Source organism: Streptomyces cyaneus, from assembly GCF_004028635.1.
GTDB lineage: Bacteria > Actinomycetota > Actinomycetes > Streptomycetales > Streptomycetaceae > Streptomyces > Streptomyces cyaneus.
Genome location: NZ_RQJW01000003.1, coordinates 1,092,775 through 1,107,353, shown reverse-complemented (window position 1 = coordinate 1,107,353; position 14,579 = coordinate 1,092,775). Strand labels below are relative to the sequence as shown.

Here is a 14,579-nt window from a genome sequence, read left to right as displayed (position 1 = left end):
AGCAGTACGGAGCGGTGGCCGCGTTCTGTCACCACGAGAGCCGGCTCATGAGCAGGTGTCCTGGTAGGGAAGCGACGGAACGAAGGACGCCCACTCCACCTCGCCGAGTCCTCCGCCGGCGAGAGCGCATGCCAGTTCCGTCGGCCCGCTGCGCGCGTCCGCGATGGCGCCCACGTCCCACAACCGCACCGCGCCATCCGCGCCATCGGTGACGAGTGTTCGGGAATCGGGGGAGAAGGCCATGGTGAGAACGGCTCCCTCGTGGCCGGTGGCCGCCTGGCCGCTGAGGTTGAGGGGGCCGTCCTGGTCCGGCGACCAGATCACGATGGTGCCGTCGGTCGCACCGGTGGCGGCGGTGGTTCCGTCGGGCGAGAAGGCGATCGCGGAGATCGCCGTACTGTGCCCTTTGACCGGAAGTCCCAGCCTGCGGTGCGGTTCGTAGGCTCCTGCGATCTCCCACAGCGTCAGCGTGCCGTACGGACTGCCGACGGCGAGGATCCGTCCCGCGGGGTGGAACTCCACCGCCGAACCGACGTTGCCCGGGCCCGGCAGTTCACGGGCCCCGCTCCCCGGCATCGGACCGGAGTCGCCGACCGGCCACAGTTGCACGGCAGCTCCCACCAAGTTCCCGCGCTCCCGGACCACTTGGGAGAGCGGCTGGTAGGGCGCCACGCGTGCCATGGTGTCGGTCTGTCGGCTGAACGCCACGCGCGTGACGAACTGTGGATAGACGGTGCCCATCGTGAGGGGGATCGCCGTGGAGCCGGTCCGCCAGCGCACCACATAGGCATTGTCAGAGAGGTGCAGCGTCTTGCCGTCGGGGGTGTAACTCAGGGTGGTGACCCGATCGAGCGTGGTCTGGGGGGTCTCGCCGCGCCGTACCGGCCGCCTCGCATCGCGGACGTCCCACAGCTCGGCCCTGCCGCCGCCTCCGCCCACCGCCAGCACTCTGCCGTCCGGGCGGAACGCCAGGGCGGTCACCCCGCCCTTGATACGCGTACGCACGGTGGAGATCCGGACGGCACCGTCCGGCGAGGAGATGTCCCAGCAGTCGATCCGGCCGTCCTCGCGCGCTGTGACGAGGACACGCCCGTCCGCCCGTACGGCCAGGGAGGGGGAGTCGGAGGGCAGTTCGTCGCCCAGGCGTTGCGGGTGGCCCGGTCGGCGGAGGTTCCACACTGTCGCATGGCCCCCGGCGGAGCCACCGTGCTGCACCATGACGCGCTCCCCGTTCGGTGAGAAGCGGATCGCGACGGCCTCACCCTCCTGGGGCGCGGGGAACGCGGCGCCCCGGCGGGCCCGGGAGGGTTCGGTCAGGTCCCAGAGCACGGCGCTGCCGTCGTCGCCGATGGTCGCCAGGGTCCGGCCGTCCGGGCTGAAGACGGCGGCGCGGCCCGCGTCCGACAGCGTTTCGAGCAGCGCGGGATGCTCCGGGTCGGTGACGTCCCAGCGGACCACTCCGCCGACCGCGGCCGCGGCGATGGTCCGCCCGTCCGGGCTGAAGGACACCTGGGAGATCGCGTACGGGTCGGAGAACGCTTCGGACTTGAGCGACGGCAGGCGCAGGCGTGTCACCTCGCGCCGCGGGGCGCCGGCGCTCCAGACGGTGACCGCGCGGTCGACGGCCACCGCGATCAGGCGGCCGTCCGGCGAGACCGCCGGAGGGGCGGCCCACTCGGACGGGGCGTCCGCATCAAGCTTCGGCCGCACGCGGAGGGGCGCACCGACCGCCGTCGGCCGGGAAGGCCGGGAGGTGTCCCACAGCGTCACCGTGCCGTCCATGTGGCTGAGGACCAGACGTCTGCCGTCCGCGCCGAACTCCGCGCCGGTCATCAGCTCGTTCGTACCGAACGCCGGCGACACGGTTGCCTCGGCCGCGTCCTGAGCACCCACTGCGCGCACCCGCACCCGCATGTCCTCATCGACGGTGGCCAGCAACTTCCCGTCGGGACTGAGGGCGACCGCCGCCCCGATGTCCTGGCGCCGCAGCAACCGCCCCGGACGGGTTCCACCGACGGCGTGCACGTCCAGGAGTTGGCCCTCCGCTTCGGCCTTGGCGACCTGGACGAGGAGGCGGTCGCCGGCGTCGTCCGCGAAACCGACGCCCTCACCCGAGAAGGTCGCGGCCAGCCTGGTGGTGCCCAGCGTCTTGACCAGACTTGCTCGCACCTTGGCGGTGCTGTGCAGCTGATCGGCGGCCATACCCACCTGCAGGGCCAACCGCGGGTCACTCTCGCGCAGTTGCTCGGCCTGCGCGGCGAGTCCCTCCGCCGTGGCGATCAACTCCCGCTCCTCCACGTCTCGTTTGGCCTGTTCCTCTCGCTTCGCGTAGGCGAAGGCGAGGGCGGCGGCGATCAGCAGAAGGACAGCCATCAGGGACAGCGCCGTGAAGGCCCCGCGACGAAACCGCCGACTGCGCCGCTCGCGCTCCTTGTGGTGGTCGTCGCTGCGCCGGAGGAACTCCCTGACGTGGGGAGGCAGGGCGCGCTTCTGAGCGGCCCAGTCGAGCGTGGCGTTCAGATCGGAGCGCTGAAGGAGATCATCGTTGCTCTGCGTCGCCTCCCAGGTCCGCTGCTGAGACTCGACCCGGCGGAGCCAGGCATCGAACGGTCCGTCCCGTCGCACCCACGCCCTCAAGTCGTCCCAGGTGCCGATGAGGTACTCATGGACCAGCTCGACCGTCGGCCGGCCCTTGTACCTGCCGCCCGGCGGAGTGTGCGTGATGACGAGCCGGTGGCGGGCGAGAACGGCCAGGACCTCGTCGAAGGCCGAGTCCTCGGTCAGATCGCGCAGGTCCTCGACCGAGCGGGCCTGGCGGACATCATCGGTCTGCCCCGTCTCGTCGTGCCGGACGAGGGCACTGAGGATGCGCTCGGCAACCGGCCGCCGACCGGGGCCGAGTTCCCGGAAGGCCCGCTCGTACGATCCGTTCAGGCTTCCCCCGAGCCCGCCGATCCTCTCGTACGCCTCGTGGGTCAGCCGGTTGTCGCCGCGGTTCTCCCACAGCAGCGTCAGGGTCTTCTCGAGCAACGGCAGCAAGGAGACCTCGGCCCTGCCGTCCGCGGCACCGCGACGACCCGCGGCCAGCGCCTCGGCGACGATCGCTTCCGGCAGGCCCTCCTCGAAACGCAGGCCGACACTGTGGGCGGGCTTGGTGACGATGGCGCGCAGTTCCTCGGCGTCCAGTGTGGAGAAGAGGTCGATCTGCCCCTGCTTGACGGCCTCCAGCAGCTCCGGCGCGAGCGTATGCAGTCGGTGGTAGAAGTCGACACGCATGACCAGAAGCACCACGACCGACTCGTAGGAGCGGATGACCTCGGTGAGTTGCCGGAGCGCGTCCACGCTGTGGGCGGGCAGCTCGGCACCGGCACCCGCCGTGGTGAGCAGTTCCTCGAACTGGTCGAAGACCAGCAGCAGACGGACGTTGTCCGGCTCGTCCGCCAGCCGTCGCCGGACGGCGGTGAGCAGCCCGTCGGCACGGACCCCCGGCAGTCCCTCCCGTTCCAGGCCACCGGCCCAGTCCTGACCGGCCCGTGCGGTGCAGGTGAGCCAGCCGTCCGGCAACTCGGGGCGTACGCCTGCCTGCACCAGGGACGACTTGCCGGAACCGGAGGGCCCCTGCAGCAGGACGCCCCGGCGCCGCCTCAGCTCCGTGAGCACCTTGTCCCGCGCCGTGTCACGGCCGTGGAACCAGTGACTGTGCTCCTTGCCGAACGGTTTGAGGTCCAGATAGGGACAGGTGTCCTGGGCGGCGAGAGCGGGGCAGCGGGCGCGGAGCGTCTCACCCGGCGTCACATACGCGATGTTCACGCCGCGTTGGTGACGGTCGGGGGCGGTGATCGCGGTGACCATGCCGATCACGAGCCCGGATTCCTCGTCCAGGATCGGTCCGCCACTGAACCCCTGGGCCAGTGAGTTCGCAGCGTCCAACTGCAGGAGTACGCGACCGTCGGCATTCAGGTAACCCTGCACCGTGCCCGTTCCGTAGCGGCCGTCGTCAGGTGCCTGGGCAGGAAAGCCGAACGACCGCACCCGCTGACCGGCGAAGCCCTCGGCGGATCCGACAGCGAGCACGGGAAGGCCGGGGGGTGTCTCACCCAGCAGGACGACGGCGATGTCGTCGCCGTCCGGGTCCCGCCACTGCTCGGCGAGGACCGTCCCGATGGCCTGCGGCGCGTCCTCGGCCTGCGGAAAGCGCATCCGGACGGCGTCCCCCGGGCCGTGACCCGCCCCCTGAAGGACGTGCGCACAGGTGAGCAGCAGGCCGTCGCCGGCCAGGAATCCCGCCCCCGCCACGGCGCCGTCCGGTGCGAGGATCTGCGCGACGGCGGCCGCGTCCGCTGGGCCGGGCGACTGCCGCGCCTCCTGCCCGCCGCCCGGTTGCGTCAGCACGGTCGCCCGGCCTCAGCTCGCGGGCTCGCCAGGGTTCGCCGCGCTGCTCTCGGCGTCCGCGGCCCGGCCCGCCTTGACGGGCCCCGACAAGTCGGCCGGTACGTCGTCCGGGCCTACCTGCGCCATAGCTGGTACCGCCACATGCCCTCCCCCACACATGCTCGTTCGCTCGCTCAACGTAGCCGACCGGACACGGCCCGGGAGACGGTTCGGCAGTCCCGGCGGTGCCGACCGCTCAGCAGCCGCTCAGCAGCGCCCCTCGGCGCCCCCGTCGATCAGCGTGTCCAGCAACTCGCCCAGCACCTCGCGCTGTTCCTCCGTCAGCGGCGCCAGAATCTCCTGAGCCGCCGACCGCCGCGCACCGTGCAGTTCCCGCAGGGCCCCCCGCCCGTCGTCGGTGAGCTCGATGCGGATCACCCGCCGGTTCGTCGGATCCGGCGCCCGCCGTACCTTCCCGCTCGCCTCCAGCCCGTCGACCAGCGTCGTCACGGCACGCGGGACCACCTCCAGGCGCTCGGCGAGGTCGGCCATGCGAGGTGGCGAGTCGTAGTGCGCGAGCGTGCGCAGCAGGCGGGACTGGGCCGGGGTGACGCCCAGGCCGCACTCCTGCAAGTGCCGTTTCTGGATCCGGTGCACCCGACGGGTGAAGCGCAGCAGCTGCTCGGCGAGCGGGCCGTCGGGATCGGGCATGGTCATGCGGGAACAATATCAGGACAACATTCATTGTGAGCATAGGTAACAATGAGCTAAGCTCCGTCAGTCCGTTTCGCCACACCTCCCGTAGGAGCCCATGCACCCCGACAACGAACCCACCTGGACGCCACCCGCCGCGGAGCAGGAACAACCCCGGCAGGTGCGCCGCATCCTGCGACTCTTCCGTCCCTACCGAGGACGCCTGGCCGTCGTCGGCCTCCTTGTCGGCGCCTCGTCACTGGTCGGCGTCGCCACACCCTTCCTCCTCAAGGCGATCCTCGACGTAGCGATCCCCGAGGGCCGCACCGGCCTGCTCACCCTGCTCGCGCTCGGCATGATCCTCAGCGCGGTCCTCACCAGCATCTTCGGCGTGCTGCAGACCCTCATCTCCACGACGGTCGGCCAGCGCGTCATGCACGACCTGCGCACCGCCGTCTACGGCCGCCTCCAGCGCATGTCGCTCGCCTTCTTCACCCGCACCCGCACCGGCGAGGTCCAGTCCCGCATCGCCAACGACATCGGCGGCATGCAGGCCACCGTCACCTCCACCGCGACCTCCCTGGTCTCCAACCTGACCAGCGTGGTCGCCACGATCATCGCGATGATCGCCCTCGACTGGCGCCTGACCGTCGTCTCGCTGCTCCTGCTCCCGGTCTTCGTCTGGATCAGCCGCCGCGTCGGCAGGGAACGCAAGAAGATCACCACCGAGCGCCAGAAGCAGATGGCCGCGATGGCCGCCACGGTCACCGAGTCACTCTCGGTCAGCGGCATCCTGCTCGGCCGTACGATGGGCCGCTCCGACTCGCTCACCACGGCCTTCGCCGACGAGTCCGAGCGGCTGGTCGACCTGGAAGTGCGGTCGAACATGGCCGGCCGCTGGCGCATGGCTGTCATCGGCATCGTCATGGCCGCCATGCCCGCCGTCATCTACTGGGCCGCGGGAACGGCCCTCCAGCTCGGCGGCCCGCAGGTCTCCATCGGCACGATCGTCGCCTTCGTCTCGCTGCAGCAGGGCCTGTTCCGCCCGGCCGTCAGCCTGCTGTCCACCGGCGTGCAGATCCAGGCCTCGCTCGCGCTCTTCCAGCGCATCTTCGAGTATCTCGACCTGCCCATCGACATCACCGAGCGGAAGGATGCCGTCCACCTCGACGGCATCAAGGGTGAGGTCCGCTTCGAGAACGTCGAGTTCCGGTACGACGGCAAGAGCGGCCCGATCCTCGACGGCATCGACCTCACCGTCCCGGCGGGCGGCAGCCTCGCGGTCGTCGGCCCGACCGGCGCCGGTAAGTCCACGCTCGGCCACCTCGTGCCGCGGCTCTACGACGTGACGGGCGGCCGCGTCACCCTCGACGGCGTCGACGTGCGCGACCTCGACTTCGACACCCTCGCCCGCGCGGTCGGCGTCGTCTCGCAGGAGACGTACCTCTTCCACGCCTCCGTCGCCGACAACCTGCGCTTCGCCAAGCCGGACGCCACCGACGAGGAGCTGCACGCGGCGGCCGAGGCGGCGCAGATCCACGACCACATCGCCGCCCTGCCCGACGGCTACGACACGATCGTCGGCGAGCGCGGCCACCGCTTCTCCGGCGGTGAGAAACAGCGCCTGGCCATCGCCCGTACGATCCTGCGCGACCCGCCTGTCCTCATCCTCGACGAGGCGACCAGCGCCCTGGACACCCGCACCGAACACGCCGTTCAGGAGGCCATCGACGCGCTGTCCGCCAACCGCACCACCCTCACCATCGCGCACCGGCTGTCCACCATTCGGGGCGCCGACCAGATCGTGGTCCTCGACGCCGGGCGCGTCGCCGAACGGGGCACGCACGAGGAACTGTTGGAGCGGGAGGGGCGGTATGCGGGGCTGGTGCGCCGGGACGCCCAACTGGAGCCGACGACGTGACGTTATGTCGGGTTTGTAAGTATTTGCGGGATACCGTGCCCGCATGCACTTCAACACTCCGCCACGGAACACGATTCGACTGACGCACCGGGGCCGTATCGCTCTCATCGCCGCCGGTGCCGTCGTGGCCGGCGCCGCCGTGGCGGTGCCGCTGCTGATCCTCGGCGAGGAGGAGCCGGCGCGGCCCACCTCGCTGGTGATCCCGGAAGGCTGGCGCGCGAGCCAGGTGTACGAGGCCGTCGACAAGGCCCTCGCCCTGCCGCCCGGGTCCACCAAGAAGTCCCTCGGCAAGCTCGACCTCAAACTCCCGAACGACGCCGACGGCAACCCCGAGGGCTACCTCTTCCCGGCGACGTATCCACTGGAGCACAACGGTACGAAGGCGACGCCGGACTCCCTGCTGTCGGCCATGGTCGACACCGCCAACAAGAAGTTCGGCGGCGCCCCGATCGCCGCCGGCGCCCAGCGCAACGCCATGAACGTCTATCAGGCGGTCACCATCGCGAGCATCGTCCAGGCCGAGGCCGGCAGCAAGGCCGACATGGGCAAGGTGGCCCGGGTCGTCTTCAACCGGCTCGAACGCGGGATGCCGTTGCAGATGGACTCCACCATCAACTACGCGCTGGGCCGCTCCACGATCAAAACCACCGAGGCCGACACGCGGATCGAGAGCCCCTACAACTCGTACCAGCGCATGGGCCTGCCGCCCACGCCGATCGACAACCCCGGCGAGGACGCGATGCGCGCCGCGATCAGCCCGGCCCCGGGCGACTGGCTGTACTTCGTCACGGTCAAGCCCGGCGACACCCGCTTCACGGCCGACTACGCGGAACACCAGCGCAATGTCGCGGAGTTCAACGCCCAGCAGAAGGCGAGCCCGGCCGGCCCGAAGCCGGCGAGGTGACGCTCGGGGCATCGGATGGCGGCCGGGGCGTCGGCCGGTTGCGGAGGGATACGAGTCACGGTGACCGGTGCCGGAGGGTACGTGCCTCGCATGCCTGCCGGGCCTGGCAGGCATGCCAGTGACGGGGCGTACCTCCACCGCGCCGGGCCGCAAGCTGCTCGGGGTTGCCGGCCGGTAGCTACCAGCCGCCACGCCGCCCGTCGCCAGGCACCCCGCAGCGAGGCCGGTCGCGGCCGGCTCGAAGGTGGCCGAACCGACCGCCGAAGGTCACGCCGCCACCGGCTCCTCGGTCAACAACCGCCTGATGTCCCGTACGGCCGCGCGGCCGGCCCGGTTGGCGCCGATCGTGCTGGCGGAGGGGCCGTATCCGACCAGGTGGATGCGGGGGTCGGCGACCGCGCGCGTCCCGTCCACCCGGATCCCACCGCCCGGCTCACGCAGGCGCAGCGGGGCCAGATGGTCGATGGCGGCCCGGAAACCGGTCGCCCACAGGATGACGTCGGCGGCAACGTGTCGACTGCGTCGCCCGTCCCGCCACTCCACTCCGTCCGGCGTGATCCGGTCGAACATGGGCTGCCGGTCCAGGACCCCGTCCGCGAGCCCCTGCCGGATGGCGTCGTTGAGGGGCAGCCCAGTGACGGAGACGACGCTCTTCGGCGGCAGGCCCTGCCGGACTCGCTCCTCGACGAGCGCGACGGCCGCCCGGCCCACATCCTCGCTGAACGGGCCCTCGCGGAACACGGGCGGGCGCCGGGTGACCCACGTCGTGGCGGCCGCGTACCGGGCGATCTCCAGTAGATGCTGGGTGCCGGAGGCGCCCCCGCCCACCACGACGACCCGCTTCCCGGCGAACTCCTCCGGCCCGGGGTACTGCGCGGTGTGCAACTGCCGCCCCCGGAACGTCTCCTGACCGGGGTAACGCGGCCAGAACGGCCGGTCCCAGGTGCCGGTCGCGTTGATCAGCGCCCGCGTCGACCAGGTCCCGGCCGAGGTCTCGACGAGCAGCCGCCCGTCCGGGCCCTCGCGCACGGCACGCACGTCGACGGGCCGCCGCACCCGCAGGTCGAAGGTCCGCTCGTAGGTGTCGAAGTACTCGGCGATGACCTCGGACGAGGCCCGCTCGGGATCGGCGCCGGTCAGCTCCATACCGGGCAGCGCGTGCATCCCGTGCACCTTGCCGTACGTCAGCGAGGCCCACCGGAACTGCCAGGCGCCGCCCGGGCCGGGGGAGTGGTCGAGCACCACGAAGTCACGGTCCGGCTCGAACCCGGTGCGCCGCAGGTGATAGGCGCTGGACAGTCCGGCCTGACCAGCGCCTATGACGACCACGTCGACTTCCGCGACCACCTCGGTATTGTTCACGCTTCCACTAACCACCTCGGGGGCGCGGATCTTCCCCCGAGGTCGCCGAGGTCCCCGACGTCCCTGCGCCCCCGGAGATCAGCGCCCGCCCGCGACGAGCAGCGGAACACCCGCCTCGGCCTCCGCCGCCGTACCGTCGAGCAGACCGCGCGCCGCCAGCTCGGGAATAACCCCCTCCCCGAACCAGTACGCCTCCTCCAGATGCGGATACCCGGACAGCACGAAGTGCTCGACGCCCAGCGCGTGGTACTCCTCGATCCTCTCGGCGACCTCGGCATGGCTCCCGACCAGCGCGGTCCCCGCACCACCCCGGACCAGACCGACGCCCGCCCAGAGGTTCGGGTAGATCTCCAGATCGGCACGGGAGCCGCCGTGCAGGGCGAGCATGCGCTGCTGCCCCACCGACTCGCTGCGCCCGAGCGCCGCCTGCGCGGCCGCGACCGTGTCCGCGTCGAGGTCGTCGAGCAGCCGGTGGGCGGTCGACCAGGCGTCGGCGGACGAGTCACGGGAGATGGTGTGCAGCCGGATCCCGAACCGGACCGTACGGCCCTCCCGCTCGGCCAGCGAGCGGATCCAGTCGATCTTCTCCTTGACCTGCGCGGGCGGTTCGCCCCAGGTCAGATACACGTCCGCATGCCGCGCCGCGACCGGCCCGGCCGCCGGGGACGAACCACCGAAGAAGAGCTGCGGCAACGGATCCGGCGGCAGCGCGGTCAGCCCGCCGTCGACCTGGTAGTGGGCGCCGCGGAAGTCGTACGGCTCACCGCGCCACACCCCGCGTACGACGGACAGGAACTCGTCCGTACGCGCATACCGCTGATCGTGGTCGAGACGGTCGCCGAAGCGACGCTGCTCGGCCGAGTCGCCGCCGGTGACGACGTTGAGCAGCAGCCGCCCGCGCGTGACGCGCTGGTACGTCGCCGCCATCTGCGCGGCGAGCGTCGGAGAGATCAGGCCCGGCCGGAACGCCACCAGGAACTTGAGGCGTTCGGTGTGCTGGGCGAGGGCCACGGTGGTCAGCCAGGCGTCCTCGCACCAGGTACCGGTCGGGGTGAGGACCGCCTCGAAGCCCAACCGCTCGGCGGCCTTGGCGATCTGGGCCAGGTAGTCGATGTCGGGGGCGCGTACGCCGATCGGTTTGCTGGCCTGGTTGGGGCCGTAGGCGTGCCGGTCCACCAGGGTGCGGCCGTCGCCGCCGGTCGGCAGGAACCAGTGGAGATGGACGGCCATGTCACGAACCCTCCGTGGCGCGGGCCTCGGTGGTCGACGGCGGCAGGTCACCGTTGTACCGCGTGTCCACGAACTCGCCGAAGTCCACCTTCTTCGGGATGAGCTTCAACTCGGTGAAGGCGTCGGCGATCTCCTGCTCGGAGGCGATGAGCGGCTTGTCGACCGCGACCGAGATCCGGGTGGCGTTGGTGCGCTTCACGGAGGCCAGCGCGACTTCGTAGGGCAGCCCGGTGTCCTTCGCCCAGACCTTGGCCCACTCCTCCTTGTGGTCGTTGACCCAAGCCGTGGCGCGCCGCAGCCGCTCCAGGTAGTCCTTGATGGCGGCGGCCTTCTTCTTGTCCCCCAGGGCGGCGGGCGCCGCGACCTGGAAGGTGAGGCCGTTGGTGATTCCGTCGCCGGTCGTCAGGATCCGGCCCTGCTTGGCCACGAGCACCTGCGAGGTGTACGGATCCCACACGGCCCACGCGTCCACCTTGCCGGCGGTGAACGCGGCCAGGGCGTCGGCCGGCTGCAGGTACTTGACGTCGACGTCGCTCAACGTCAGCCCGGCCGCCTTGAGGGACGCGACGAGCTGGTAATTGGCGGAGGAGCCCTGCGCCACGGCGATCGACTTGCCCTTGAGCTGCTCGGGCTTCGTCAGCTTCGAGTCGTTCGGTACGAGGATCGCGTCACCCTTGGAGGCCCCGTGGAAGGCGGCCACCACCGTGATCTTCGAGCCCGCCCCCGCCGCGAAGACCGGCGGGGTGTTGCCGACGCCGCCGATGTCGACGGCCTTGGCGTTGACCGCCTCGAGCAGCGGCGGACCGGAGGTGAAGGTGGACCACTTGATCTTGTAGTCGAGGTTCTTCAACTCTCCGGCGGCGCGCAGGATCGCCTCCGAACCGCCCTTCTGGTCACCGACGTTGAGGGTGAGGGAGCCCGAGCCGTCGGTGTCGCCGCCGGTCGAGGCCGACGAGCTGCCTCCGCAGGCGGACAGGAGCAGGGCCAGGGGGAGAAGCAGCGCGGCGGGGACGAGGCGACGTCGCATGACGGATCCGTTCTGTGGAACTGAGGGTGGAAGAAAAGGGGTTGGGGTCGGGGGTGACCGCCGGGGTTGGGGCTGGGGGCCTCAGGCTGCTTCGGCCGCGGTGTCGACGCCGAGGCGTTCGAGCAGGCCGGCGCGCAGCTCGGCGAACCGGGGGTCGGTGATGTCGCGGGGGCGGTCGATGTCGATGCGCTGTTCGTGCGCGATGACGCCGTCGTCCATCACGAGGACTCGGTCGGCGAGGAGTACGGCCTCCTCGACGTCGTGCGTGACGAGCAGAACCGCGCAGCCGCGCCGCTGCCACAGCTCGCCCACCAGGCGCTGGGCCTTGATACGGGTGAGCGCGTCGAGCGCGCCGAACGGCTCGTCGAGCAGCAGCAGATCGGGTTCGCGGACCAACGCCCTTGCGAGAGAGGCGCGTTGAGCCTCGCCGCCGGAGAGCGTCTTGGGCCAGGCATCCGTACGGTGCTCCAGGCCGACCTCCTTGAGGGCCTGCTCGGCGACGGCACGGCCGGGCTTGCCCGGCAGGCCCAGCAGCACATTGCGCCACACCTTCTTCCACGGCATCAGCCGCGGTGCCTGGAACGCGACGGCCTTGCGGCGCGGCACCAGGACGGTGCCCTCGATGTCGCGGTCGAGGCCGGCGAGGATGCGCAGCAGGGTGGACTTGCCGCAGCCGCTGCGGCCGAGGAGAGCAACGAACTCGCCTGGTCGGACGTCCAGTTGAAGCCGGTCGATGACCGCACGCCCGTCGAAGGAGCGGGTCAGCCCCTCGACGTGCACGGCCTGTGCGGCCTGCACGGTCCCGTTGGCCCGCACGGCCTGAGTGGCCTGCGCGGTCTGATCGGCTTTGGGGTTCACCGGCCGGTGAACGTCGGTCGCCATTGCAGCAGCAGCCTTTCGAGGGAGCGGACGATGAAGTCGGCGAGCAGGCCGAGGAAGGCGTAGACGATCAGGCAGACGACGATCACGTCGGTCCGCAGGAAGTCCCGCGCCTGAACCATGAGGAACCCGATGCCGGAGTCGGCGTTGACCTGCTCGGCGAAGACGAGGGCGAGCCAGGCGATGCCGAGCGAGTAGCGCAGGCCGGTCAGGGCGCCCGGCAGCGCACCGGGCAGCACGACATGCCGCACGAGCCCCCACCTGGACAGCCCGAGGGACTCCCCGGCCTCGATCAACTGGGAGTCCACGCCGCGGATACCGGCGTAGACATTGAGGTAGAGCGGGAAGGTCACGCCGAGCGTGATGATGGCGACCTTGGGCGCCTCGCCGATCCCGAACCAGATGATGAACAGCGGGATGAGCCCGACGAAGGGCACGGTCCGCAACATCTGCACCGGCGCGTCCACGAGGTCCTCACCGATCCGGAACAGGCCCGAGACCAGGGCGAGTCCGGTACCGACGACGGTGCCCAGCGCCAGCCCGCCGGCGACGCGCTGGAGGGACGTCCCCATGGCCGAGGGCAACGAGCCGTCGGCGATCAGATCACCCGCGACCTGGGCTATGCGACCGGGCGAGGCGAGCACGTCCGCGGTCAACAGGCCTGTGCTGCTGAGCAGTTGCCACAGGATGAGGAGCAGGACGGGGCCGGTGGTGCGACGCAGCCAGCGGGGGACGCGGGTGCGGCGGGAGGAGGTGGGGAGGAGGGGGACTACATCGACGGCGGGTGGGTTCTCAAAGTTGGATTTGAGGGGAATATCCGTCTCGGCAGAGCTGGGTGGGGCATGGCTGATGCTCATGGGTGCTCCAGGGGGCGATGAGCGTCGATGGGGACGCGCTTCAGCGCCGCCGGGTCAGTTCAGGACCGGGCGGATACGGGGAGGAAGCGTGGGTGAAGAGAGAAGAGGGGCGTCAGCAGCCGCGGCGACACGCGGCGGAGGCCACCCGCAGCAGGTCGATGTGACCGCGCGTGGTGAGCAGGGCTGAACGCAACATGCCGCTGAAAGTAGCCAGATGGCGCGCCGACGGTCAACGGTGTCTCGCCAAGTGGACCTCGTGTATCACGGCGGCCGTCTCGGGCCGTCCCCTGGCGTGCGAACTGCGGTGCATGGGCGAGGATGGACGACATGTCAGATGCCTTCACCACCCGAGTTCTGAACGTCGCCTCCGGCTCCTCGGAGAGGGTCGTGGACATCACCCGCGACTGCGAGGCCTTCCTGCGGGAGGCGGCGGCGGGCCGCGACGGCCTCCTGAACGTCTTCGTGCCGCACGCCACAGCCGGCATCGCGATCATCGAAACGGGAGCCGGCAGCGACGACGACCTCCTGACCGCCCTGCACACCCTCCTCCCCGCGGACGACCGCTGGCAACACCGTCACGGCAGCCCCGGCCACGGCCGTGACCACGTCCTCCCGGCGATCGTCCCGCCGCACGCGACGCTGCCGGTGCTGGATGGGCGGCTGGAGCTCGGAACGTGGCAGTCGGTCTGCCTCGTGGACACCAACAGGGACAACCCGAACCGGAAGGTCCGCCTGTCGTTCCTGGGTTGACGCGGCGTACGGTGGAATTCACCTTCCGCAGGTATTCGATGTGTGACCGTGAAGGTGTGACCGTGCTAAACTTGATAATAGTTGCAGTTGTGGTTCCCGAAACTTCAAATGTCTTGGCGGCTGTATGGCGTCGGACATTTCTGTAATCTCCGGTGCTTATCCGGACGGGGCGCATTGTGGCAACGCAGGGGTTCGCACGGCGCGGGTCCCCCGGGTACTGCCCCCAAGGAGATGTGACATGGCTACTGGCACCGTCAAGTGGTTCAACGCGGAAAAGGGCTTCGGCTTCATCGAGCAGGACGGCGGCGGCCCGGACGTCTTCGCCCACTACTCGAACATCGCCGCCCAGGGCTTCCGTGAGCTGCAGGAAGGTCAGAAGGTGAACTTTGACGTCACACAGGGCCAGAAGGGCCCGCAGGCGGAGAACATCACTCCCGCCTGACGTCGAAGGTATGAGGTAGCTGAGGCCACGCCTTGCGGTGGGCCTCAGCTTACTGTTTTTTTGTATTCCGCTGGAATTCTTTTGGATTCGCATTCGGCTCGTTCTTGCAATTTACCCGGCTCACTCCTGTCGGGAATTCCTCG

Annotated in this window: 13 protein-coding genes; 4 read left to right on the top strand and 9 right to left on the bottom strand. The window is 70.4% G+C overall.

Annotated features, from left to right (window positions below):
• Positions 1–45: 45 nt before the first annotated feature.
• From EHO50_RS13785 to EHO50_RS13780, 3 genes are all read right to left on the bottom strand, one after another.
• Positions 46–4,392, bottom strand: coding sequence for an nSTAND1 domain-containing NTPase (locus EHO50_RS13785; RefSeq protein WP_128430252.1), 4,347 nt, complete (start codon positions 4,390–4,392; stop codon positions 46–48).
• Positions 4,393–4,404: 12 nt separating this feature from the next.
• Positions 4,405–4,533 (bottom strand): hypothetical protein, encoded by a 129-nt coding sequence (locus EHO50_RS45625; RefSeq protein WP_281288199.1) that lies wholly within the window; start codon positions 4,531–4,533, stop codon positions 4,405–4,407.
• 105 nt (positions 4,534–4,638) lie between these two features.
• A complete protein-coding gene (locus EHO50_RS13780) occupies positions 4,639–5,088 on the bottom strand; it encodes a MarR family winged helix-turn-helix transcriptional regulator (protein ID WP_128430250.1) in 450 nt (149 codons plus the stop codon).
• A gap of 94 nt (positions 5,089–5,182) precedes the next feature.
• Between EHO50_RS13780 and EHO50_RS13775 the strand changes: the two genes are divergently transcribed.
• Entirely contained in the window at positions 5,183–6,985 is a 1,803-nt protein-coding gene (locus EHO50_RS13775) for an ABC transporter ATP-binding protein (RefSeq protein ID WP_128430248.1), read from the top strand.
• 43 nt (positions 6,986–7,028) lie between these two features.
• A complete protein-coding gene (gene mltG / locus EHO50_RS13770) occupies positions 7,029–7,889 on the top strand; it encodes an endolytic transglycosylase MltG (protein WP_128430245.1) in 861 nt (286 codons plus the stop codon).
• A 267-nt stretch (positions 7,890–8,156) separates the two neighbouring features.
• On the opposite strand, the gene EHO50_RS13765 is transcribed toward mltG, so the two are convergent.
• The 6 genes from EHO50_RS13765 to EHO50_RS46020 all read right to left on the bottom strand — a co-directional run bounded on the left by EHO50_RS13765 (position 8,157) and on the right by EHO50_RS46020 (position 13,440).
• Positions 8,157–9,266 (bottom strand): NAD(P)-binding domain-containing protein, encoded by a 1,110-nt coding sequence (locus EHO50_RS13765; RefSeq protein WP_281288198.1) that lies wholly within the window; start codon positions 9,264–9,266, stop codon positions 8,157–8,159.
• 63 nt (positions 9,267–9,329) lie between these two features.
• Entirely contained in the window at positions 9,330–10,481 is a 1,152-nt protein-coding gene (locus EHO50_RS13760; RefSeq protein ID WP_128430241.1) for an LLM class flavin-dependent oxidoreductase, read from the bottom strand.
• 1 nt (position 10,482) lies between these two features.
• Positions 10,483–11,508, bottom strand: coding sequence for an ABC transporter substrate-binding protein (locus EHO50_RS13755; RefSeq protein ID WP_128430239.1), 1,026 nt, complete (start codon positions 11,506–11,508; stop codon positions 10,483–10,485).
• Between the two features lie 81 nt (positions 11,509–11,589).
• On the bottom strand, positions 11,590–12,390 hold the full coding sequence (locus EHO50_RS13750; protein WP_128430237.1) for an ABC transporter ATP-binding protein: 801 nt from the start codon (positions 12,388–12,390) through the stop codon (positions 11,590–11,592).
• The gene (locus EHO50_RS13745) at positions 12,363–13,244 is read right to left on the bottom strand and encodes an ABC transporter permease (RefSeq protein ID WP_128430235.1); all 882 of its coding nucleotides are present in this window, start codon (positions 13,242–13,244) and stop codon (positions 12,363–12,365) included. Before EHO50_RS13745 ends, EHO50_RS13750 begins: the two co-directional genes overlap by 28 nt.
• Positions 13,245–13,356: 112 nt before the next feature.
• Positions 13,357–13,440, bottom strand: a complete 84-nt coding sequence (locus EHO50_RS46020; RefSeq protein WP_349817350.1) for a putative leader peptide — start codon at positions 13,438–13,440, stop codon at positions 13,357–13,359.
• A gap of 131 nt (positions 13,441–13,571) precedes the next feature.
• Between EHO50_RS46020 and EHO50_RS13740 the strand changes: the two genes are divergently transcribed.
• Together EHO50_RS13740 and EHO50_RS13735 are read left to right on the top strand one after the other, a co-directional pair.
• Complete coding sequence (locus EHO50_RS13740) at positions 13,572–13,994, top strand: secondary thiamine-phosphate synthase enzyme YjbQ (RefSeq protein WP_128430232.1); 423 nt, start codon at positions 13,572–13,574, stop codon at positions 13,992–13,994.
• A 238-nt stretch (positions 13,995–14,232) separates the two neighbouring features.
• Positions 14,233–14,436: a cold-shock protein gene (locus EHO50_RS13735; RefSeq protein ID WP_062705208.1), complete on the top strand. Its 204-nt coding sequence runs from the start codon at positions 14,233–14,235 to the stop codon at positions 14,434–14,436.
• Positions 14,437–14,579: the final 143 nt, after the last annotated feature.

What these genes read in the sequence shown, in the direction of transcription:
- EHO50_RS13735 (WP_062705208.1), top strand. Translation starts at nt 14,233, where the DNA reads ATGGCTACTGGCACCGTCAAGTGGTTCAACGCGGAAAAGGGCTTCGGC.
- EHO50_RS13740 (WP_128430232.1), top strand. Translation starts at nt 13,572, where the DNA reads ATGTCAGATGCCTTCACCACCCGAGTTCTGAACGTCGCCTCCGGCTCC.
- EHO50_RS13745 (WP_128430235.1), bottom strand. Translation starts at nt 13,244, where the DNA reads ATGAGCATCAGCCATGCCCCACCCAGCTCTGCCGAGACGGATATTCCC.
- EHO50_RS13760 (WP_128430241.1), bottom strand. Translation starts at nt 10,481, where the DNA reads ATGGCCGTCCATCTCCACTGGTTCCTGCCGACCGGCGGCGACGGCCGC.
- mltG (WP_128430245.1), top strand. Translation starts at nt 7,029, where the DNA reads ATGCACTTCAACACTCCGCCACGGAACACGATTCGACTGACGCACCGG.
- EHO50_RS13750 (WP_128430237.1), bottom strand. Translation starts at nt 12,390, where the DNA reads ATGGCGACCGACGTTCACCGGCCGGTGAACCCCAAAGCCGATCAGACC.
- EHO50_RS13755 (WP_128430239.1), bottom strand. Translation starts at nt 11,508, where the DNA reads ATGCGACGTCGCCTCGTCCCCGCCGCGCTGCTTCTCCCCCTGGCCCTG.
- EHO50_RS13775 (WP_128430248.1), top strand. Translation starts at nt 5,183, where the DNA reads ATGCACCCCGACAACGAACCCACCTGGACGCCACCCGCCGCGGAGCAG.
- EHO50_RS13780 (WP_128430250.1), bottom strand. Translation starts at nt 5,088, where the DNA reads ATGACCATGCCCGATCCCGACGGCCCGCTCGCCGAGCAGCTGCTGCGC.
- EHO50_RS46020 (WP_349817350.1), bottom strand. Translation starts at nt 13,440, where the DNA reads ATGTTGCGTTCAGCCCTGCTCACCACGCGCGGTCACATCGACCTGCTG.